This window comes from Catonella sp. (assembly GCF_057250765.1).
The window spans coordinates 143555-164398 of record NZ_DBHIEC010000001.1 but is presented as its reverse complement, the minus strand read 5'-3'; the positions used below and the strand labels follow the sequence as shown (position 1 = coordinate 164398).

The 20844-nt window shown below is 39.2% G+C and carries 21 protein-coding genes and 1 pseudogene; 12 read left to right on the top strand and 10 right to left on the bottom strand.

From position 1 onward, the window contains the following. The first annotated feature begins 3 nt into the window (after window positions 1–3). From ACO6HM_RS00745 to ACO6HM_RS00710, 8 genes are all read left to right on the top strand, one after another. A complete protein-coding gene (locus ACO6HM_RS00745; protein WP_485389299.1) occupies window positions 4–1524 on the top strand; it encodes an AMP-binding protein in 1521 nt (506 codons plus the stop codon). Window positions 1525–1675: 151 nt separating this feature from the next. Beyond that, entirely contained in the window at window positions 1676–3103 is a 1428-nt protein-coding gene (locus tag ACO6HM_RS00740) for an AMP-binding protein (RefSeq protein WP_485389298.1), read from the top strand. Between the two features lie 285 nt (window positions 3104–3388). Further along, window positions 3389–4666 (top strand): AAA family ATPase, encoded by a 1278-nt coding sequence (locus ACO6HM_RS00735; protein ID WP_485389297.1) that lies wholly within the window; start codon window positions 3389–3391, stop codon window positions 4664–4666. Continuing rightward, a complete protein-coding gene (locus ACO6HM_RS00730) occupies window positions 4656–5291 on the top strand; it encodes a hypothetical protein (RefSeq protein ID WP_485389296.1) in 636 nt (211 codons plus the stop codon). Before ACO6HM_RS00735 ends, ACO6HM_RS00730 begins: the two co-directional genes overlap by 11 nt. Window positions 5292–5354: 63 nt before the next feature. Further along, window positions 5355–7220, top strand: a complete 1866-nt coding sequence (gene uvrC, locus ACO6HM_RS00725) for an excinuclease ABC subunit UvrC (protein WP_485389295.1) — start codon at window positions 5355–5357, stop codon at window positions 7218–7220. A 214-nt stretch (window positions 7221–7434) separates the two neighbouring features. After that, complete coding sequence (locus ACO6HM_RS00720) at window positions 7435–8826, top strand: ATP-binding protein (protein WP_485389294.1); 1392 nt, start codon at window positions 7435–7437, stop codon at window positions 8824–8826. Between the two features lie 108 nt (window positions 8827–8934). Further along, window positions 8935–9057, top strand: coding sequence for a dihydrofolate reductase (locus ACO6HM_RS00715; RefSeq protein ID WP_485377122.1), 123 nt, complete (start codon window positions 8935–8937; stop codon window positions 9055–9057). Window positions 9058–9268: 211 nt separating this feature from the next. Continuing rightward, complete coding sequence (locus tag ACO6HM_RS00710) at window positions 9269–10837, top strand: transglutaminase domain-containing protein (RefSeq protein ID WP_485389293.1); 1569 nt, start codon at window positions 9269–9271, stop codon at window positions 10835–10837. Between the two features lie 123 nt (window positions 10838–10960). Here the strand turns inward: ACO6HM_RS00710 and ACO6HM_RS00705 are convergent, their stop codons facing one another. The 5 genes and pseudogenes from ACO6HM_RS00705 to ACO6HM_RS00685 form a co-directional block, all read right to left on the bottom strand. Next, window positions 10961–11299: a hypothetical protein gene (locus ACO6HM_RS00705; RefSeq protein ID WP_485389292.1), complete on the bottom strand. Its 339-nt coding sequence runs from the start codon at window positions 11297–11299 to the stop codon at window positions 10961–10963. Between the two features lie 159 nt (window positions 11300–11458). Beyond that, window positions 11459–11647: pseudogene (locus tag ACO6HM_RS00700) on the bottom strand (hypothetical protein); the annotation flags it as partial. A gap of 285 nt (window positions 11648–11932) precedes the next feature. Further along, window positions 11933–12787, bottom strand: coding sequence for a carbon-nitrogen hydrolase family protein (locus ACO6HM_RS00695; RefSeq protein WP_485389291.1), 855 nt, complete (start codon window positions 12785–12787; stop codon window positions 11933–11935). 374 nt (window positions 12788–13161) lie between these two features. Continuing rightward, window positions 13162–13434, bottom strand: a complete 273-nt coding sequence (locus tag ACO6HM_RS00690; protein WP_485389290.1) for a type II toxin-antitoxin system YafQ family toxin — start codon at window positions 13432–13434, stop codon at window positions 13162–13164. A 4-nt stretch (window positions 13435–13438) separates the two neighbouring features. After that, window positions 13439–13681, bottom strand: coding sequence for a hypothetical protein (locus ACO6HM_RS00685; protein WP_485389289.1), 243 nt, complete (start codon window positions 13679–13681; stop codon window positions 13439–13441). Between the two features lie 378 nt (window positions 13682–14059). Between ACO6HM_RS00685 and vapB the strand changes: the two genes are divergently transcribed. The 4 genes from vapB (at window position 14060) to ACO6HM_RS00665 (ending at window position 15880) form a co-directional block, all read left to right on the top strand. Continuing rightward, window positions 14060–14290, top strand: coding sequence for a type II toxin-antitoxin system antitoxin VapB (gene vapB, locus ACO6HM_RS00680; protein WP_485389288.1), 231 nt, complete (start codon window positions 14060–14062; stop codon window positions 14288–14290). Beyond that, window positions 14287–14691, top strand: coding sequence for a type II toxin-antitoxin system tRNA(fMet)-specific endonuclease VapC (vapC, locus tag ACO6HM_RS00675; protein ID WP_485389287.1), 405 nt, complete (start codon window positions 14287–14289; stop codon window positions 14689–14691). The genes vapB and vapC overlap by 4 nt, the downstream gene beginning before the upstream one ends. A 53-nt stretch (window positions 14692–14744) precedes the next feature. After that, window positions 14745–15242, top strand: coding sequence for a dihydrofolate reductase (locus ACO6HM_RS00670; protein WP_485389286.1), 498 nt, complete (start codon window positions 14745–14747; stop codon window positions 15240–15242). A gap of 74 nt (window positions 15243–15316) precedes the next feature. Continuing rightward, a complete protein-coding gene (locus tag ACO6HM_RS00665; RefSeq protein ID WP_485389285.1) occupies window positions 15317–15880 on the top strand; it encodes a hypothetical protein in 564 nt (187 codons plus the stop codon). A 177-nt stretch (window positions 15881–16057) separates the two neighbouring features. Here ACO6HM_RS00665 and ACO6HM_RS00660 read toward each other — a convergent pair whose 3' ends face one another. The 5 genes from ACO6HM_RS00660 to murQ all read right to left on the bottom strand — a co-directional run bounded on the left by ACO6HM_RS00660 (window position 16058) and on the right by murQ (window position 20843). Then, a complete protein-coding gene (locus ACO6HM_RS00660) occupies window positions 16058–17083 on the bottom strand; it encodes an N-acetylglucosamine kinase (RefSeq protein ID WP_485389284.1) in 1026 nt (341 codons plus the stop codon). Further along, the gene (locus ACO6HM_RS00655) at window positions 17025–18218 is read right to left on the bottom strand and encodes an anhydro-N-acetylmuramic acid kinase (RefSeq protein ID WP_485389283.1); all 1194 of its coding nucleotides are present in this window, start codon (window positions 18216–18218) and stop codon (window positions 17025–17027) included. The genes ACO6HM_RS00660 and ACO6HM_RS00655 overlap by 59 nt, the downstream gene beginning before the upstream one ends. A 4-nt stretch (window positions 18219–18222) precedes the next feature. Continuing rightward, on the bottom strand, window positions 18223–18696 hold the full coding sequence (locus ACO6HM_RS00650; protein WP_485389282.1) for a GNAT family N-acetyltransferase: 474 nt from the start codon (window positions 18694–18696) through the stop codon (window positions 18223–18225). 93 nt (window positions 18697–18789) lie between these two features. Then, the gene (locus ACO6HM_RS00645; RefSeq protein ID WP_485389281.1) at window positions 18790–19932 is read right to left on the bottom strand and encodes an exo-beta-N-acetylmuramidase NamZ family protein; all 1143 of its coding nucleotides are present in this window, start codon (window positions 19930–19932) and stop codon (window positions 18790–18792) included. Next, window positions 19929–20843, bottom strand: a complete 915-nt coding sequence (gene murQ / locus ACO6HM_RS00640; protein WP_485389280.1) for an N-acetylmuramic acid 6-phosphate etherase — start codon at window positions 20841–20843, stop codon at window positions 19929–19931. The genes ACO6HM_RS00645 and murQ overlap by 4 nt, the downstream gene beginning before the upstream one ends. Between the last annotated feature and the right edge of the window lies 1 nt (window position 20844).

The window sequence follows — 20844 nt, the reverse complement described above, 5'->3', positions numbered from 1 at the left end:
GATATGAGCAGGATAGTAGATTGTTTTGATGATGCTTGTAAGAAGTATGGGGAGAGAACTGCCTTCATAGATATTAAGGGCAGGGAGATGAAGAAGATAAGCTTTAACAAGCTAAGGGCTGATGTTGACAGGGCTTGTGCTTCTCTTATGGCAAAAGGGATGAAGAAGGGGGAAAGGGTAGTACTTTTTGTAGCCCCATCCTACGAGCTTTTGGTCTTTATGCTTGCCAGCCTCAGGCTTGGGATTTCCCTTATGATAATTGATATCTGGGCTGGGAAGAGGCTAATACGCCGGACTTTAGAGGAATACAGGGCTGACTACATAGCGGTCTCGGGCAGGACAAAGCTTGTAAGGCTTGTATTTGGTGAGCTTAGAAGGATTAAGGATGTAATTCTTATAGAGAAAATATTTGCTAAAAATGAGGCCGGATATCCTTACAAAATGCCGGGAAAGCCTGAGTGTACAGAGATAGAGGGTGATGAGGCAGCAGTGCTTACGATGACTACGGGTTCTATGGGAAGACCTAAGATAATCATAAGAAGCCACGATGACCTTTACCGCCAGCTAGACCTTGTAAGGCGCAATATAAATGCGAGAAGTGAAGATACAGTAGTCTTAAATACCTCATTTATGTATCATTTTGTAAATATTTTAAATGGTTACAGTGGGATAATAATGCCTACAAAAAAGCCAAAGATATTAAGGCTGTTTAATAGGGATAACCGCCTGCAAAAACTGCCTGTACAGGTGGTTATAACCACTCCGGATTTTTGTATGGAGACTGAGCTTCTCTTTCAGGAGGTTGAGGAGGTCTATATTGGCGGTGCCGTACTAAACCTCTATGAGGCAGAGCTAATCAGAAATAAATTTCAAAATGCAAAAATAACCTACATATACGGAGCAACTGAATGTAACCTTATATGTAAGACTGATTTGGATGAATATATAGCTAAGCTAAAAGAGGGGCAGACTGTACTTGGGGAGGCGGTTTCGGGAGTATGCATCAAGACTGATGAGAATAATGAAATCATGGTACACTCCGATGTGGTGCTTACAGCCTATCTAAACCCTGAAAACAAGCGTGGAGTAGTGGATGAAAATGGGCTGTACTGGCATAAAACAGGAGATTTGGGAAGGATAGTGGATGGAAAACTATTCTACCTGGGTAGAAAAGATGTATTTGTAAGAGGAAAAAAGGGAGATATTTTCTCAAATGACTTGGAACAGGAGGCCATAAGAAGGTTTTCAGGTATAAGAAAAGCGGCAGCTTTTTATCACGAGGGGAATAACTTTTTATTTGTTGAGGGAAGCTGTGAGGAAGAGGCTTTGCGATATCTTGTGAAAGAATGGGATATAGGAGAAGATACAGTTATTACCTTTCTATCTAAAATCCCTTGCGACGCTAAGCATCATAGTAAAATTAACTATAATGAACTAAAAAGAATGGCCGAAAAAGGAAAAGATAGAAAAAGAAAAGATAAAAGAAGTGAAGATAAAGAAGCAAAGATAAAGAAGCAAAGATAAAGAAGCAAAGATAGAGAAGTAAAGATAGAGAAGTAAAGATAAAAAGCAAAGATAAAGAAGTAAAGATAAAAAGCAAAGTAAAAGCCTAAGGAAAATAAAGAGAGTAAAGGCGAAAATTAAAGACAAGAAGAGAAGATATAAGGAAAAGATAATGGGAAATAAAGTTGCTGAGATTTTGATTCATAACCACGAGAAATGGAAGGAACATCAATATATTTTTGAAAAAGTGGATGGCAAATTTGTCCCTCACACCTATGGAGATTTCTATGAGGATGTGCTAAGAGTAGCCTCCTATCTTAAGGAAGAGGGACTATCAGGAAAGAGGATAGCGATATTTGGAGCAAATTCCTACGCTTTTATGGTAGCCGATATAGCTGTAATGGCATTTATAGGCTGTTCTGTGATGTTTGCGGCTCAGTGGACTAAGAAAGAGCTTTTACACATAATGAAAACGGTGGATGTGGATGCCATACTCTATGATTCATCAAAAGAGGAGGTCTTCTCGGATTTTGACACCACGAATAGTGAAATAAAGCTTATTTCATTTACAAAACTTCTTGAAAATGAGAAGAAAAGCAGGCCTACTCCTTATCCGGTGAGTGATGGAGTCTGCTCACGAATCGTCTTTTCTTCGGGAACTACAGGGGTGCCAAAGGCGGTTATGCTCTCTCAGAAAAATATGTTTGTGAACCTGGAATATCTCTTAAAAAGGGCATTGATGACAAATGAGGACTCTGCCTACCTTTTTTTGCCGCTTAGTAATACCTACGGAGGACTTTGCAATTTCATTTATTCCCTATATACAGGTATGAAGATTTATCTTTGCAGTGATAAGAATAAAATAGTGGAGGAACTCCTTGAAGTGAAACCTACAATTCTTAGTACAGTACCAATCTTCCTAGAGAAAATCTACCTTGCAAAAAGGGAAAAGGGGATTTCTGCTAAGGCTTTACTGGGTGGGAGGACAAGGATAGTATTTTGCGGTGGTGCGATTCTAGAGCCTCATCTTCGTGAAATGATGGCAGAGGAGGGAATAACCCTACTAATTGCCTACGGCCTTTCTGAAACATCCTCCATTATCAGCGTGGAATATCCTGATGAGCAGGAAGATGGCTCTGTGGGGACGGTATTTGAAAATCAAGAGGTAAGAATAGATGAGGCTGATGAAAACGGAGTCGGTGAAATCCTTGTAAAAGGTGAGAATATTTTCATTGGTTATTATGGGAGAGAGGACTATTACAGGAAGTTTTTTACTGAAGACGGATACTTTAGAACGGGGGATATGGGGTATCTAAGAGGAAATAAGCTGTTCTTTACAGGAAGGAAAAAGAGGGTCATCATAGGGAAGAATGCGAGAAACATCTATCCTGAGGAGATTGAGGTTGTTATATTAGAGGTGACTAAGGCTGAGAACTGCAAGGTATTTGAAAGGGATGAGAAGATATGTGCTACTATATATACCAATATAGAGGCTGATGCTAAAGCTTTGCTAACGGTTATCAATGAAAACCTGCCAAAGTACTGCCACTTGACAGAATGCGAGATAGTAAGGAATCATTTGGATAGGAAGTGGAAGTAGTTTCAGTAATTGAAGAATGGAGTTTGCAATAACGTATTATGCGATAACATGTTATTGCATTTTATATATCAACAGGGATGCCGCAGTATATTTGACATTTGCCAGTATTTAAATATAAAATAACCTCAAGAAAAGAGGTATCAGATGTTTGACATAGAAGAAGAACTTAAGAAGTTATTATTAAAATAATCATATTTTATTTTTAATGGAAAATAATTGCATAAAAAATAAAATATGATATAATACTCTTATCGAAGTCAAATAACCTGTTTGAAGGGAGACACTATGATTATAGAGGTAAGAGCAAAAAACTGCTATGCGTTCAGAGATGAAATTACATTTTCAATTAAGGCAGACATGAGAAGCAAGAAGTTTAGCTCAAATGTTCATAAAGAAAACAAATTCAACATACTTAAAACAGTTGGGATATATGGACCTAACAATGCAGGTAAAACCTGCCTTATAAAGTGTATTAGAGCCATTAGAGGCATACTTTTAGATGAAGAGAATGAACTGATAACCAATATATTTACTGGTAATAGCGTATGCGAATTGGGGATGACATTTATGTCAACAGGCAGAAAGTTTGCATACGACTTTAAGTATGATGTACAAAACAAAGAATATATATATGAAAAGTTCTCTGAGATTAAAAAAGATGAATATGATAATGAAAAAGAAGTTTGCTGGCTAAAAAAAGATAGCCTAAGCGGTGAGTATAAGTGCATTGATGAAAATTTACAAGGGATGTTTTCTGTTATTTCAAAGAATAATTTATTATACAACTTAATTGATGTAAGTAAATTCGAGAAAATGGCTGAAATGAAATCTCATTTAATTGGATTGGCAAAAAAAATCGAAGTTGTAAATATGAATAATATCCCTATGAAACACACTATTGAGTTGATGAAAAATAAGAATAGTTTACAAAACAAAATCGTGGCTTTTATAAAGAATGCAGACTTATATTTAGATAACTTTGAGTACGTAGAAATGGATAACATTGAGACAGAATTTGAGGGAAGTAACGACAAGCCTGAAGAGGAAGTCCTTGATGTCGTTGAGAATTTAATGGATCAGATAAGGCTGGTGTCTACATACAAGGGAGTTAGGGTGCCAAGTTTATTATTTGATTCTACAGGTACAAAGAAAATCGCTGCTCTTGCGAGCTATGTGATTGAAGCTCTTGAGCAAGGTAAGATTTTAGTTATAGATGAACTGGACAGCAGCATTCATTTTAAGCTTACAAGGGCTATTGTAGCAATGTTTAATAATGAATTGAATGAGAGTGCCCAGATGATATTTACAGTTCATGATATTAATCTAATGGATTGCAAAAGAATGTTTCGTAAAGAGCAGATTTGGTTCGTACATAAAGATGAAGAAGGGGTATATGTATACTCGCTAGCCGATTTTACAGCAGAGGATGGAATAAGAGATACAACTGATATCATAGAAAAATATAAAAAGGGTGTGCTGGGTGCACTACCTGATCCAGAACTGATTAATTCACTACTGAGTATTAAGGGTAATGTAAAGGTGGGTGATTTCGATGCCAAATAGACGTCCCGGCCTATACAATAAACGTAGAGTATGTATCATTTGCGAGGGAAATGAGGAATATAAATACATAGACAGATTAAAAGAATTGAAAGTATGGAATGAACAATATGAGGTTTCATTGGTAAATGCTGAAGGTAATGGAAATATACCTGCACGATATCAAGATCGTTATCAAAATGGAGCCTATGAGGCTGTACTTATTTTTTGTGATACGGATAAGAAACCATATGAACAGTATGATGATATTAAAAGAAAAATAAATGAATTTCATGGAATTGATGGAATTGCAAATGAAATAATTATATTTGGTAATCCCTGTACAATGCAAATAATACTGAAACATTGGACTGATGAAATGCTTACATCTCAGGCAAAACAAGTCAATGCACCTATAATAGAGGAGCATACAAAAGTAAAAGGATATAAAGGAAAGGAAAACCAGATTAAAGAGATTATGAACTGCATTACTCCTAAGAATTACAGTCTTATGCGTGAGAGGGTAAAGTTACTGGACCAAAATGATTCAATTATTGGCAATAGCAATTTTAGCAAGATTATCGAATGGTTTGAAAGCGAGAATTGTGAATGGATTGATAAGATAAATGAAATGTTAGAAAATGAATAGTGTTATGAGGTATAGATAAAGAAAGCTACAAATATAAAATAACCTCAAGAAGAGAGGTATCAGATGTTTGACATAGAAGAAGAACTTAAGAAGCTGCCTGGGAAGCCGGGAGTCTATATAATGCACAATGAATTGGATGAAATCATCTATGTGGGTAAGGCGATAAGCCTTAAAAACAGAGTCCGCCAGTATTTTCAGAGCATTAATAGACATTCTCCCAAGATAAAGAGGATGGTTGAAAACATAGACCATTTTGAATACATAATAACTGATTCTGAGCTTGAAGCCCTGGTGCTGGAGTGTAACCTGATTAAGGAGCATCGCCCTAAGTACAATACCATGATGAAGGATGACAAGAGCTACCCTTATATCAAGGTGACGGTGGATGAGGAATATCCAAGGGTTATGTTCACAAGAAAGAGGGGGAAGGATAAGGCTAAGTATTTTGGCCCATATCCTGCCCATATTAGCGAGACTTTGGAGCTCATTCACAAGATATATAAGATAAGAACCTGCAGGAGAAATCTGCCCAAAGACATAGGAAAGGAGCGCCCTTGCCTCAACTATCAGATAGGCAGGTGTGACGGAGTCTGTCAGGGCTATGTGGAGCCTGGCGAGTACAGAAAGAGGATAGATGAGGTAATCAAGTTCTTAAATGGGGATTATGAGCCTATCTTGAAAATGATCACCGACAAGATGATGGAAGCCTCTGAAAAGCTTGAATTTGAAGAAGCGGCCAACTACAGGGATATGCTAACCCATGTAAAGAGATTTAGCGACAGGCAGAAGATAAACTCCAATGACAATGTAGACGACAGAGATGTGCTGGCTCTTGCAAAGGCCGGGAAAGAAGCCGTGATGCAGGTGTTTTTCATAAGGGGAGGCAGGCTTATAGGCCGCGAACATTTCTCCTTAGATGAGGTAGGAGACGATGAAAAGGGAGCCATTTATACTGACTTTATAAAGCAGTATTATACCGGAACTCCTTTCATACCCAAGGACATTATGCTTGCGGATGAGCCTGAGGAGAAGGAGCTTTTGTCAGAATGGCTTGCGACCAAAAGGGGAAGTAAGGTTAATATCCTGGTGCCTAAAAGAGGTGAAAAGGCAGGGCTTACGGAGCTTGCTTACAAGAATGCCGCCATGGTACTAAATCAGGACAGCGAGAGGAATAAGAGGGAGCAGGCAAGGACTCTTGGCGCAGTAAAGGAGCTTCGCGACCTGCTTGGCATCTCAAATGATATAAAGAGGATAGAATCCTATGATATATCAAACACCAGTGGCTATGAAAATGTGGGCTCTATGGTAGTATTTGAAGACGGCAAGCCTAAGAAGAATGACTATAGGAAGTTCAAAATAAAGGGAGTAGTGGGGCCAAATGACTATGCCTCTATGGAGGAAGTCCTTACAAGGAGATTTGAGCATGGTTTAAAGGAAAAGGAGGAGCTTAAAATCCTTGAGAAGGCAGGAAGTAGGAAGGAGGGCAAATTCTCAAACTTCCCTGACCTCATCCTTATGGATGGTGGAAGAGGGCAGATAAACATTTGCCTAAAGGTACTTGAGAAGCTGGGCATAGACATAGCTGTAGCAGGTCTTGTAAAAGATGACAGGCATAGAACAAGGGGAATATATTATAACAATGTGGAGCAGCCTATAGACACACATGGGGAGCTTTTTAAGCTCATTACAAGGATACAGGATGAAACTCATAGGTTTGCTATAGAGTATCACAAGCTACTAAGAGGAAAGAATCAGGTTCATTCCGTACTAGATGATATAAAAGGCATAGGCAAGGTAAGAAGAAAGGCTCTAATGAAGCATTTTGCCTCTCTGGATGATATAAAGAAGGCGACTGAGGAAGAACTAGCCGCTGTGGAAGGCATGAATGAAGGGGCAGCTAGGGCAGTGTGGGAGTTTTTTAGAAACTAGGGAAGCCATTCCATACGTTATGAGTTGTTGAAGAAGTAAATCGTTAAGAGAATAAAAATAACAAGATATTCTACAGGTTAATTGCTTGTAGAGTATCTTTTTTTACGTTAAAAGGTTCAAGGCTCTTTAGTTGACAAAACCGTAATAATGTTTATAATAAACTCATAATACACCAACTCGTAACTCAGCAATCTGTATAAGTAAGGAGGTTACTATGTTTTATTGTAGGGAAGAAGAACTCCGCACCATGAATAACCGCTATAAAAAGGGCCGGTTTGAGTGTGTTGTCATTTATGGTAGGCGACGCGTAGGCAAAACCGCCCTGATCAACGAATTTTGCAAAGGAAAACCTACCGTCTATTTTTCCGCCCTAAACGCATCCTCCCAGGAAAATCTGGAAGCACTCTCCAAGGCGATTTATACCTGTCAGAATCCGGACAGCACCAGTACTCCTACCTATCGGAGCTATGAGGACGCACTGGAGGCTATTAGCGGGATGGCGATGGAGAAACGGTTGGTATTTGTCATTGATGAATACCCATATCTTGCGAAAGCGGAAAAGTCGATTTCCTCCAGGCTCCAGCATATCATTGACCACAGCTGGCAGGATAGCCGGATTTATCTCATACTGTGTGGCTCCTCTATGAGCTTTATGGAATACCAGGTGCTGGGGTATGAAAGCCCTCTGTATGGGCGGCGCACGGCACAGTTCAAGATTCAGGCGCTGACCTACCGGGAGATTACTGAGTTTCATCCCGAACTGAAAGCTGCCGACCAGGCGCTTTTATATGGCGTGACTGGCGGTATTCCGCACTATATCAATAAACTGGATGTGGAAAGTAATTTGGATGAAGCACTTTTGGAGAACCTGTTCAGCACCTCCAGTTACCTGTTTGAGGAGCCGGAAAATTTGTTAAAGCAGGAACTGCGGGAGCCGGCCATCTACAACTCTGTCATTTCAGCGATTGCCGCAGGAGCCAGCCGCTCCAACGAGATTTCAACAAAGGTCGGATTGGAATCCGGCGTATGTGCGAAGTACTTGAAGGTATTGCTGGATTTAGGAATTTTGAAAAAGGAAACGCCGATTACGGAGAAGCCCGGCAAGAAAACGATCTATGCCATTGACGATAACTTTTTTCGATTTTGGTATCGTTTCATTCCTCGGAACATGTCTGTCATCAGCGCCGGGCGGATGCGTCTTATCTATGAACAGGCGGTGAAACGCTTTTACCCTGATTATATGGGACTAGTATTTGAAAAAATGTGCCAGGAATATTTGCTCCGCTATGCGAAAGACCTACCGATTCTGCTGAGTAATGTGGGACAGTGGTGGGGAACGGATTCCAAGACCCGTAAGGAGGTACAGATTGACATTGTGGGGGCACCGGTAGATGGAAACGAGTATCTGATTGGTTCCTGCAAATATCGGAATGAGAAGATTGGAATCGAGGAATTGGAACTGCTACGCAGATATGCAGCAGTATTTCGACAGAACGGAATCTTCCACTATTATATTTTTTCCAAAGGGGGCTTTACGCCGGCACTGTTGGAGGCAGAAATGCAGGGAGAGGTTACATTGCTGACACTTGAGGACCTCTATAGGTAAGTGGTATATTTTCAAGGAGGTTATGGGCCACATTCACAATCACATAATCTGGCACACTGTCAAAAAGTAAGTTCCACTCTTAGCCTAGATATAAATATTGAGGCCAAGATGTGGAACTTACTTTTTCAATTCATCCTATTTAAAATCCCCGAAGACCTGAAACTATTCAAAAGACTAACCACAGGACATTTTGTCATCATGGGGAGAAAAACCTTTGAGTCTCTTGGCTAGGATAGCAAGGCTAATGATAAAGTATTGTAATCCCTATGCGATGATTTTAGCTTAAAGGCTGTTGAAGTGAAGCATAAGGGAGTGATAGGATTTGTGATGGACTAGAGAAGGCAGTGGTGCTTTGTGGTAAAGAACTCTAATCAAGACAGCTAAACCATCCGATATATTATACATGATGCTTTATTTAATGAAATTAAGAGGTGGATTGAAGATGAAAATAACGATGAGACAAAAAATAACGATGAGACAAAAAATAGTATATCTAATTCTGTTTCTATCCTTTTTGACAGTGGCTTTACCAGGTGAAAAAGCTCTTGCAGACACGGAAAAGGATGTAAGAATAGTAGCAAGCAAGGGGCAGAAGAAAAAGATTATTAAAATTAGTTCAAAGAAACAGTTGATAAAGAGCCTTGATGAAAACCTTATTAAAAGAACTAGGGAAATCAGCTATCAGATTGACAGAAAGGTAGTTTCTAATATTGAAAGTTTCGATAAAGTCTTTTGGGAAAAGGGAAATAGAAGCTTTATAGCTTCGGAATTACTTAGTCATGTAAAGCACTATAACTATGATTATAATTCAACTAAAAAGGTTCTTTTCGTTAAAATTACAATAACCTACAAGGCACCGCATAAAGAATGGATTAAAATTGTAGCCAATCTAAAGAAGGTAGAAAAGCAGCCTGTAATAGAAAGCAGTGAAGAAGTAAGAAAAGCATTTTTAGATAACCTTTATGCACTTGATAAGAAGTTCATATTCAAAGTGAGCAAGCCTATTTATAAAGAATTTAACAGTGATTTTGTGGACTCATTGGAAGATGAACCAAAGTACAATGATTTGGCAGAAAAGGTATGGATTACTCAGTCTTCACGCGAATATCCAAAGTTTGGAGTGCTTGAATTCACTCTTGATACCAAGCTAACTAAGCGACAGGCAGACGCTATTTTAGCAAAAGTTACTCCAATTATTCACTCTAAAGATGAGTTGCTAAAAGAGATTGTCAAAAGAACTGAAAATGCTGAAGAGGAATTTTCTTTGAATATTGCTTCCGATGTTGTTAATTTTGAAGATGAAAATGAAGATGTATGGGATAGATTATATGCCATACCGGAATTTAATGATATTGCTCATCACTTAAACAATGCCACCAATTCTATGCAGCTTTACAAAGGATATTTTAAATTGACGAGTTCTCAGAAATATGAGATTACAAAAGAAGATATCGAGTATTTGAAGAAAAGTATAACTAAGTGGGTGGCGGATAACATAAGGTCTGAGATGACTGACGAAGAAAAGGTTAGGGCGATTAATGACTTTATGGTAAGGGCATACCGCTATACTTTTGGAGATAGAGGAGAGCTTTTTGGAGATGAGTTAGGAAAAGAAAAACTTGGCAAATATTCAGTTTATAGCTCATTTGCACTACTTTTTGGAGGAGGCGGAGTATGCAACTCTAAGGCTAATATGTTCTATAGACTTGCAAAAGAGGCAGGGTTGGAAGTCCTTTATATTGTAGGTGACGCAGGTGGAGCTCATAGCTGGAATATGGTAAAGGTTGACGGAACCTGGTATCATCTTGATAATACTTGGAATAGAGGGCATTATGAAGATACTTCTGAGTATGAATATTTTAACAATAGAGATTATTATTTAAAAGGCGATGCAAGTATGAGAAAGGACCATTCATGGGATGCATCTAAGTATCCTGCAGCACCAATGGACTATCAGAGTGATGTGCCTATAGCCTATAATGAAGAGGATATTATAAAGAATGCTGCATAACCAGAAGTCAACCTTAGTATGGTTGTCTATGGGGTTAGATGATGAATTTTAGTATTCTTCTCATTCTGTGAGGGGTAACAACAGGAGTGCCGTATCCTGCTGCAGATAAAGAATCAGCATTGATTAGTCCTTTAGAGACAGACACATTATGAAACCGCTGAGTATTGCGTACAAAGGATTGATTTTAAGTTGAGCCACCCAATCGGTTATGGAAGTAACCTTAAAATCAATGGATAAAAGATAAGAGCGTTGCATAGAGGAAGGTGTTCTTGGAGCCGTACCGAATTTAGAGTGTTTATCACGCATGAATTCATCAGTGTAAGATAAATCCAAAGTCCAAAAACGTTCAATGATATCCAATGTAGAGCGGGCAATTGCATCCGGGTTAGGATAATATTTACGAAGATTTTTAACAACAAAGTTTTGGTAGTCGGCATGGCTGCCGCAGTTAACAGGTAACATAAAATCGCCTCCAATCGAAAAATATATCTTATAAATAAGGGCGCGTAGCGCCGCATTTTTCGATGGATTTGTCAAGTATTTTTGGCAAAAAAGTGGGGGGATTTTAATAAAAAAGGAATCTAAAAGCCTTATATTTACTGGCTTAGAGATTCCGAGAGATTATTTAAGTTCAAAGGAGGGAGTATGTGAAACTCTTTCTGCCTTATCATCAAACAATACCCATTCTACAATGTCAAAACTATCCTCGTTATCCTCCAAAAATAGGCTGACCGTCTTTACTACTATCTTTGCTGCAAGTTCTACCGGAAAGCTATATACTCCGGTTGATATAGAAGGTGTAAATACCGATGACTCAGTGCATGCTACACGGTCATCGAGTGCACGCTTTCCGGTGTTTTAGTGCATGTTCCCCGCTGCATAGTGCATGCATATAGATTAGTCCTATAATGAAAACTCAATAAATCCAAGCTCTCTCAGCTTTGTTTCGACCTTTGTATTATGATTCCTAAATGTATTGATGCCTTGAACAGATTTACAATACATATTATCAACATAAGCAGGCATAATCATTGATACAAAAGAAGAAATCTCTTCAGCCACACGAAATCGTGTGACTGTTTTGTAGCACTTTCGTTATTTTGTTTCTCTATCTTGACCGTTTCGAATAAAAGGTTCGCTTATATTTTTATTCAGTAATTCTCTATAGGAATCTACTTTTCTAAATGTATTGCCCATCATTTCTTTACTTCTGTAATCTCTGATTGTGTCTATATCAAAGTCAGCATAGAATATCCCCTCGGTCATATCATCTGCTAACACAATCGTATTCTCAACGCTAATTCCCTCTCGATCCCAACAAATCGGACTATATGCACAGGAACATCCCTTATTATCTCCATTCGGATTGGCCATCGCTATACCAACCATATTCTCATAGGCTCTCGTAGACAATGCCTGGATTCTAGGCTTCATTGTTTCACAATCATTCGGAACGAGAATAATCTCTGCTCCTTTTAACATTAAAATTCTTGCACTTTCAGGATATTCACGATCATAGCAAATCATAATTCCAAGTTTAATCCCATCGAATTCACAGACCTTAAATTCAGTACCTGGTTCGAGTTCTCTTTCGTCAGCAAAGTCGCAAGTGTGAACCTTGGAATATTTCATCAATTTTTCACCGGATTTTCCTATTACAAAAGCTGTATTCTGTGGTCGACTTTTTCCTTTTGTAAAAGAAGTCAAAACCACACCTATATTATATTTTTTTGCAGCATCACATACTTTTTCAATCGCTAAATCATCTTCTGCAATACTATTTTCATAAACAACGGGAAAGCCAAATCCAGTAACATAACATTCTGGCAATAAAAGTATATCAGCTGCATTCACTGAGGCTTCTTCCATCATACGAATAACATCCGATACGTTTTCACTAATATGGTTATGTGTAGAGCGCTTCTGTACTATTGCAACCTTAAAATTCATAGCTAATCTCCTTTAGACAACTTTTGATTTGTGAAACATTTAAAGTTTCACATAAGTATACCAAACATTCTGCCATTCTCTCCAACTCTACGCTTCGTAATAGATTCTGAATTATATACAAACAATCCATGATTGTCTTTATACCAGATGTTTTTTTCTTGAAGTTGTTTTTTTAGTCCACTGTAATTATTATAACTCACCAATGGAATTTTTGTATAAAATGAAAATAATACAGCATTCGCAAGTTTCTTTTTTTCTTGTACAAAGGAAACATAGGTTGATAAAGTAAATCGTCCATTAATTTCTATGATTGGAATCAACTCATTATTTTCCAAAAGGAGGAGAAGATTTACACTTACCTTGAAAATCTATCATTATATCCCAAACAAATCAGAATGCGTTCCGGTACGAACAAGATACAGCTCATCATCATTAATACGATATATTAGGAGCCAATCCGGTAAAATGTGACATTCCCTACATCCTTCATAGTTCCCGCTTAGCTTTTGATCTTTATATTTTCTTTCAAGAAATTCAGGTATTCGCAAAATATCAATCACTATCTGCAGTAATTGTAGATTATATCCTCTTTTATTACATACTTTATAATCTCGTTTAAATTTAGTAGATACATTAAGTTTTAGCATACTCTTACTCCCCTAAAATTCCATTCAAAAAATCTGTTGTACTCCCTTCAAAATGCTCGCCTACTCCTTCTTTTATCATATTATCTACTTCTTTAATAGCTTCTAAGGTTTCTTTATTCGGCTCATAATTTGGATAAAGACTAATCCCATACATTTCACCTAAATTTTCCAAAATATTTATGACATAAATCATCTTATCAGCCGGTAATTTATCAATCATATCTTTAGCAATTTCCTGATAACTCATTTTGTACTCTCCCTTCATATACCAATATTTTTTATCAAAATTTAAATTAAATATCAAACAAACTATAATTATTATACACTATTTAATGTAAATGAGGAAGTTTTTTAGATATAAAAATGCTGCCTCGCAGTGTTATTTGAAAAAGTAACTTCCGTACCGTAGCTAAAATAAAAAATTTAAACTTAGGCGTGGAAGTTACTTTAACAATTCACCATCTTTTTACATTTTAAATGAAAGTCTTGACTTATTTAATTATTAAGTAAGCGAAAAAATAAGAACTGATATGGGATAGAGAGTTAAGCTTCTTATTGGTTAAAAATAAGCATTGACTTTAGTATATACTTTAATATATATTTAATAAAAAGGAGGTTGATGGATATGATGACAGCCAAAATATTTGAAAATGGTGGAAGTCAGGCAGTTAGGCTGCCAAAGGAATATAGATTTGATGCCAATGAAGTATCAATCAATAAAATCGGGAATATAGTTTTGCTTTCTCCCAAGTCAGATAAATGGGAGTCTGTATTGCAGGCCATTGATATGTTTTCGGAAGATTATATGGCTGAAGGCAGGGCAGATCAGAGAGCTCAGGAGAGGGGAGAGTTATGAGATATATGCTTGATACCAACATTTGCATATATGCCATAAAGCATAAGCCAAGAGAAGTTATTGAAAGACTGAAAGAGCATAATCCAAGTGAAATATGCATATCTTCAGTAACTTACGCTGAGCTTATACATGGAGTAGAAAAAAGTAAAGCAGTTGACAAAAACCGTACTGCTCTTACATTGTTACTAACAGATATAGAAATATTGCCATTTGATATCGGTGCGGCAGAAGGGTATGGAGAGATACGTGCGGAATTAGAGAGAAAAGGTACACTCATAGACCCATTGGACATGATGATAGCAGGGCATGCCAGGTCTCTTGGCTATACTGTTGTCACTAATAATATTAAAGAATTCGAGAGGATAGATGGGCTAAGATTAGAGAACTGGGTAAATAGCTAATAAAAAGATAGTATAAATATTCCCATAGTATTACACAGACAAAGGAAAAAACTATGAAAACCAAACTAATAGCAGCAGTAGACCAAAACTTCGCCATTGGAATCTCAGGGAACCTCCTGTTTAAAATCCCTGAAGACCTAAAGCTTTTTAAGCGACTAACCATAGGACACATTGTCCTTATGGGTAGAAAAACCTTTGAATCCCTTGGCTGTAAGCCCCTACCTGACAGGGTAAATATCGTAATTTCCACAACCAAGAAGTATGAAAATGACGGGGTGATTACCTTCGAGAGCATTACGACTGCTGTAGAATATTCTAAGCAAAACTTTCCTGATAAAGACCTATACATTATAGGTGGGGGACAGGTATATAGACAGTGTACGGGGCTTGCAGATGAGGTTATTTTAACTGTGTACGATAAAGTGTATGAGGAGGCTGATACCTATTTTCCTGATGAAATTAAGAAGAGATTTAGGGAAACTGAGACTATACTAGCGGGCACCTTTGATGGCGCAGGATATAAGACCTGTGTTTATACAAAAATCATATAATGAGAATACCTAAATAATACCCCAACAAATCCGATATATGAATTAAGACAATATCGTATGATGGGAGGTGTGATATGAAGATACAAGGGAATTTGATTAATAACTACAGCTATAGAAAGTCGGATAAATCCAAAAAACCGCTAAAAAGTGAAGAGAATAAAATTATTCCTGAAGGTGAAAGCACTAAGGAAGATGAAAAAGCCGAGGCTGCAAGGATAAAGAAGGAAGAGCTTGCGGCAGCTGCAGAAGAATTGAAAAAGGCAGCAGAGGAAGCTAAAGAGGAGGCTGATGCAAAGGGCAAGGAAGCAAGGAGATTTGGAGCTGTCTTAGAGATATTTAGAAGGATATCAAGGGGAGATAAGGTTTCGCCAAAAGACGAGAGTGCCCTTATGGAATACGACATGAAGCTCTACATTAGTGCAAAGAGTGCAGCCATGATGGCTAATTCCAAAAAGATCAAAAACCACAAGAAATCTCTTATAGAAGAGCTTGAAAAAGCAGAAAATGAAAAAGAACTTAAGAAGGCAGAAGATGCAGAAGATAAGGCTTCGGGAGAAGATTCTAAGGTAGAAGGTACTGAAAAATCAAATTCAGGAACAAAAGAGAGCTTAGGCGTAAGTATTGATGTAAGTGTATAATGACACAAGTGTAAAGTATTTCTTCTCCTAATCATGTAATAAATTATAATAAGTAAGCCTTGCAGTTTGGATGAGCAAATTGTTGTATATAATAGCTTTATAAATAAACATCGTTGTAAACCATTGATATAGTGGATTACAACGATGTTTGTGTTCTAATAAGTGTTCTTTGACTGATTACTGTAATGGAGCCAATATCATCTCAGCCCCAATGAGTACAGCACCTGTTTCTGCACTGTGTTCAGGTTCACTAATCTTTACATTTTCATTTCTTGACTTAAAAGCTTTTATGAACCTCTCCCTCACAGGGAGGAGCTTGGTTAGTATGCTACCGCTTAGCATAAGCTCCGGATTCTTACTATCTAGGCCTTTTATGACTGCCTCAGCTAAGGAGCAAAGTTCAGAGACTGCCTTGTCGCAGATGTCTATAGATGCCTTATCTCCCTTTGCCATTCCTTCTCCAATGAGGGGTGCAAGGGCTGCAATGTCATTCTTACCTGTGTTTTCGGAGTAGACATAGGCAATTAGTTCAGGGATAGAAGATATATTAAGCCTTTCATACACTAGTTCAGTAAGTACGCTTTTCTCGCTTCTACCGTCATTTTCCCTTACTACCTGGCTAAGTATATCACGCCCAATGGCATAGCCTGAGCCGACATCGTCTATGAGATAGCCCCAGCCCCCGCTTCTAAGGCTGTGTCCTTTACTGTCTATGCCGTTACATATAGAGCCTGTGCCTGATATTAGTACAGCGCCTGCCCGTCCTGAGAGACCGCCCTTAAGTGCCGTTATATCATCTCCAACTATGACAAGCTTCCCGCTGTAACCGTTCCCACTAAATGCTTTTCTTATGTTTTCTACTATTTCAGGGTTGCTTGCACCTGCTGTCCCCACTACTATCATTTCACAAGGCTTAAGCCCGCCTTCAAGCCCTTCTAAGAAGTTTAACATGCTAAGAACGGCTTCATTAAGGCTGCCTGAGGCTATGTTTTTTACATTTAAGGGACCTGTCTTAAAGTTCCTTTTTTCTTTGTTAAGTATATCACAAGGAGAGTCAAGGCTGTCAAAGAATCTTACCTCAAGGTTTGTCTTGCTGCCTCCTCCGTCTATTCCTACTATGTATCTGATAATCTGGGCCCCCTTTCTATCTTGTAATCTTACCCATAATGACAGGGTGGTTAGCTCCTGTTGCCATTGGTGCATTGTTACATCTTCCGTATAGGCAGTCATTTGCAAGGAGGGCAAAGGCAACAGCCTCTTTCGCATCCCCGCTAAGCCCCAAGTCCTCATTGGTTATGACCTCAGTCTCAGGGAGATATCTTCTTATATAATTCATCAGAGTGTGGTTGTTTGCGCCTCCTCCACCTACTATCAGCCTATCGGGTGTCAGCTTGCAATGATTCTTTATGGAATAATATATGGTAAAAGCCGTATAATTAGTGATTGTAGCAAGCAGGTCTTCACTTGTCAGCCCGAGCCTTTCTCCCTCTTTTATTATACTATCCAAGAACTTTGAACCATATCTCTCGCGCCCACTGTTCTTAGGAGGTGTTTGCCTTGTATAGTCATCATTTTCTATAATGAAGTCCAGCAATTCTTTGTTGGGCTTGCCCTTTTCTGCCAGCCTTCCTCCCTCATCATACTTTAGCTCACCGCCTGTGATATGACTTATACAGCCGTCTATTAACATGTTGCCGGGGCCTGTATCAAAGGCAAAGACCTCATCTAGGGCGCAGCCTTTTTTTAGAATGGTGATGTTGCCGATTCCGCCTATATTTTGGAGGGCGACATTCCTTTTACTGTCGCTATAGAGGACAAATTCGGTATAAGGCACCAGTGGTGCACCTGTTCCTCCGGCGGCCACATCCCTCACCCTAAAATCGCTTACAACCACAGTATCAAGCCTTTCTGCTATGGGAGAGGAATCCCCTATCTGAAGAGTGGAATTGAAGTGCTTACCTAGAAAATCAACCTTTACAGGCTCATGCCAGACAGTCTGACCATGACTTCCTACAAAGGCTATTTCTTTTTTATCTATTCCTGCCTTTTTGATGACTTCCTCGCAGGCATCAGCGCTAAGCTCGCCGATTAACATATTCATCCTGCAGACTTCTTCCATGTCAGTAGGCTTCCCATCAGCAAGGGAGAGGATATGAGCTCTAACTTCTTCGCTAAAGGGAAGTGTGATAAAGCTTACAAGGCTTACCTTGGTGCCAAGGCCTGCACCGCTTATTCTTACAAGGGCAGCGTCTATGCCGTCTACGCTGGTGCCACTCATAAGCCCAATGGCAAATTTAGTTTCATCTGCGTTTTTAATGTTAAATATCGTATTTTCCATTTAACTAGCCCCTTAAGAAATCCTTGTAAATGCCGGGAGTTGAATCCTCTATTATGGTTGCTCCGCATACCTTTTTATAAAAGTCGACAGGTCCCACTGAGCCAATGATGGCGTAGCCGTAACCCTCTTCCCTAAGAGCCTCAAGTGACCTAAGAAGAAGTGCTGCACCTATTCCTTTTCCCTGCTCGCTATCAAGCACTCTGGTAGGGCCGAAGAAGTCCTTGGCAGTAGCGTTGTAGCAGGCATATCCCACTATTTCACTGCCTCTTGTTGCTATGAAGCAGGAGACAGGGCTTTTTCCAAAGCAGCTTTCACATTCCCCTGCGGCATAGTCGCTTGAATATTCGCTAACCCATTTAACTATCCGTCTTAAGTCAGGAGTCATTGCCCTTCTTATTTCTACTCCGGCCTCCTTGCATCTCTTGTAGATAGGCGCAGAATCAGGTAAATCATAGAGCTTCACAAGCATATCAGACATATTGTTCCTCCTTGTGTAATATATAGCTTTTAAAAGATAATAATTCTCTCGTGGGAAAGCCACATTCAATTTTGTATACTTCACACACTTGTATCATAAAATATACTCTTTACAAGTGTTTAAAAATGTTTCACTATCTTTCCTAAATATCTCAATCAGTTCTTCTATATCGGTGTTTTCTTTGGTAAAAAGCTCACTTCCCGTAAGCAAAGTGAAGAAGCTGTGAGTATTTTCCTTTTCCTTTGGCAGGAGCTTAAAGTCATCTCCGTATAGCCGCTTTATAGTATATAGTATCCTAAATCCTGTGTCTACAGGCCTAAATTCGTGATAGTCAGTGATATGAAGCAAAACTCCCTCACATAGTTCTCCCTTGTATTTTGAAAATGTAGGAGTAAAAAATGCAGGAGTAAAGATGACTGAAGGGAGTTTCAGGCAGTTTAATTCCTTTGCTAACACCTCTGCCTTTATGAAGGGCGAGCCAAACTGTAAGAAGGGCAGGGTAGTGCCCCGTCCTTCAGAGATGTTGGTTCCTTCAAGCAGGCAAAGCCCCGCATAAGCCAGTGCTGTATCAAAGTTTGGTATATTCGGGCTTGGAGGCATGAAGGTAAGACCTGTCTCTGGAAAGAGCATATTTCTGTCCCAGTTTAAGACCTCCAAGATATGGAGATTGTCTTTAAGCCCTATTTCACTGTCAAACAGCCTTGCAACCTCGCCCGCAGTCAGTCCGTATCTTTGCGGCAGGGAGAAACAACCTACATAGCTAAAATACTCATCCTTAAGGATGTTTCCTTCAACCTTGCCTGAAAGAGGATTCACCCTGTCCAATATGAGGAGGGGGAGACCGGCTTTTTTACAGTCATTCATCACATTTTTAAGTAGTGAAATATAGGTGTAAAACCTGCTTCCGACATCCTGAATATCATAGACAATGATGTCAAGCCTCTCTATTACTTCCCCCGGAAGATTTTTCCTATCTTTCTTGTAGAGACTGGTTATAGGAAGCCCGGTAAGCCTGTCTGTGCCATCGCTTACAACCTCTCCTGCTGGGATATTTCCCCAGATTCCGTGTTCCGGTGCAAGAAGTGTCTCTATATGGTAGCCAAGCCTCTTAAATACAGAGGTATCATGCTCTAAGTTTACAGTTACACCGGCAGAGCTTGTTATAAGCCCTATTCTCTTGCCTTTTAGCAGTTTATGAGCATCTTCAAGGTGGTCTATTCCATTTAATACTCTCATACTTGCTCTTTCCTCAGTATATCAGAAATCCGTCCGTAATTAGAGCTTAGAAGCTTCTCAGCCTCAGTGGCATCCACAGCACATAGTATCATAACTATGGCAGTCTTAGCGGAAAACCCGCATTTCTCAAGGCAGTTAAGAGCATTATCCCTATCGGTTCCAGTGGCCTCCATAACTATCCTTATGCATCTTTCCACAAGCTTGTTATTGGTAGCCTTGACATCCACCATGAGGTTTCCGTAGACCTTGCCAAGCTTAATCATGGTGGCTGTCGAGAGCATGTTTAATATCATCTTCTGAGCAGTACCGCTCTTTAGCCTAGTAGAGCCCGTCACAACCTCTCCGCCAAGCCTCGGCGCAATTCCTATATCTGCGAGTCTGTCTATCTCGCTGTCTTTAGCGCAGGTTACTGATATTACCTTGGCGCCAAGAGATTTGGCATACTCCATAGCTCCTATGACATAAGGAGTTCTTCCGCTTGCGGCTATTCCACAGAGTATGTCCTTAGCTGTAAAATGTCTCTCCTTTAAGTCTTTGACAGCCAGCTCCTTGCTGTCCTCAGCATGCTCTACAGCCTTAAACAGAGCATCATTTCCACCCGCCATAAAAGCATCTATGACTGTAGAATCTGCACTGAAGGTAGGGAGACATTCCACTGCGTCAAGTATCCCCAGTCTTCCTGAGGTACCACAGCCACAGTATATGAGTCGTCCACCGCCTCTGATAGCCTCTGTGATGAGGTCTACAGCCTTTACGATGTTTGGAATTTCCTTCTCCACAGCAAGAGCAACCTTTGCATCCTCGCCGTTCATAAGCCTTATAATGCCTTCTGTACTTTCCTCGTCAATGTGCATTGTAAGCGGATTTCTCTGTTCTGTATAGATTTCATCCAAATTAATATTATCTTTCATA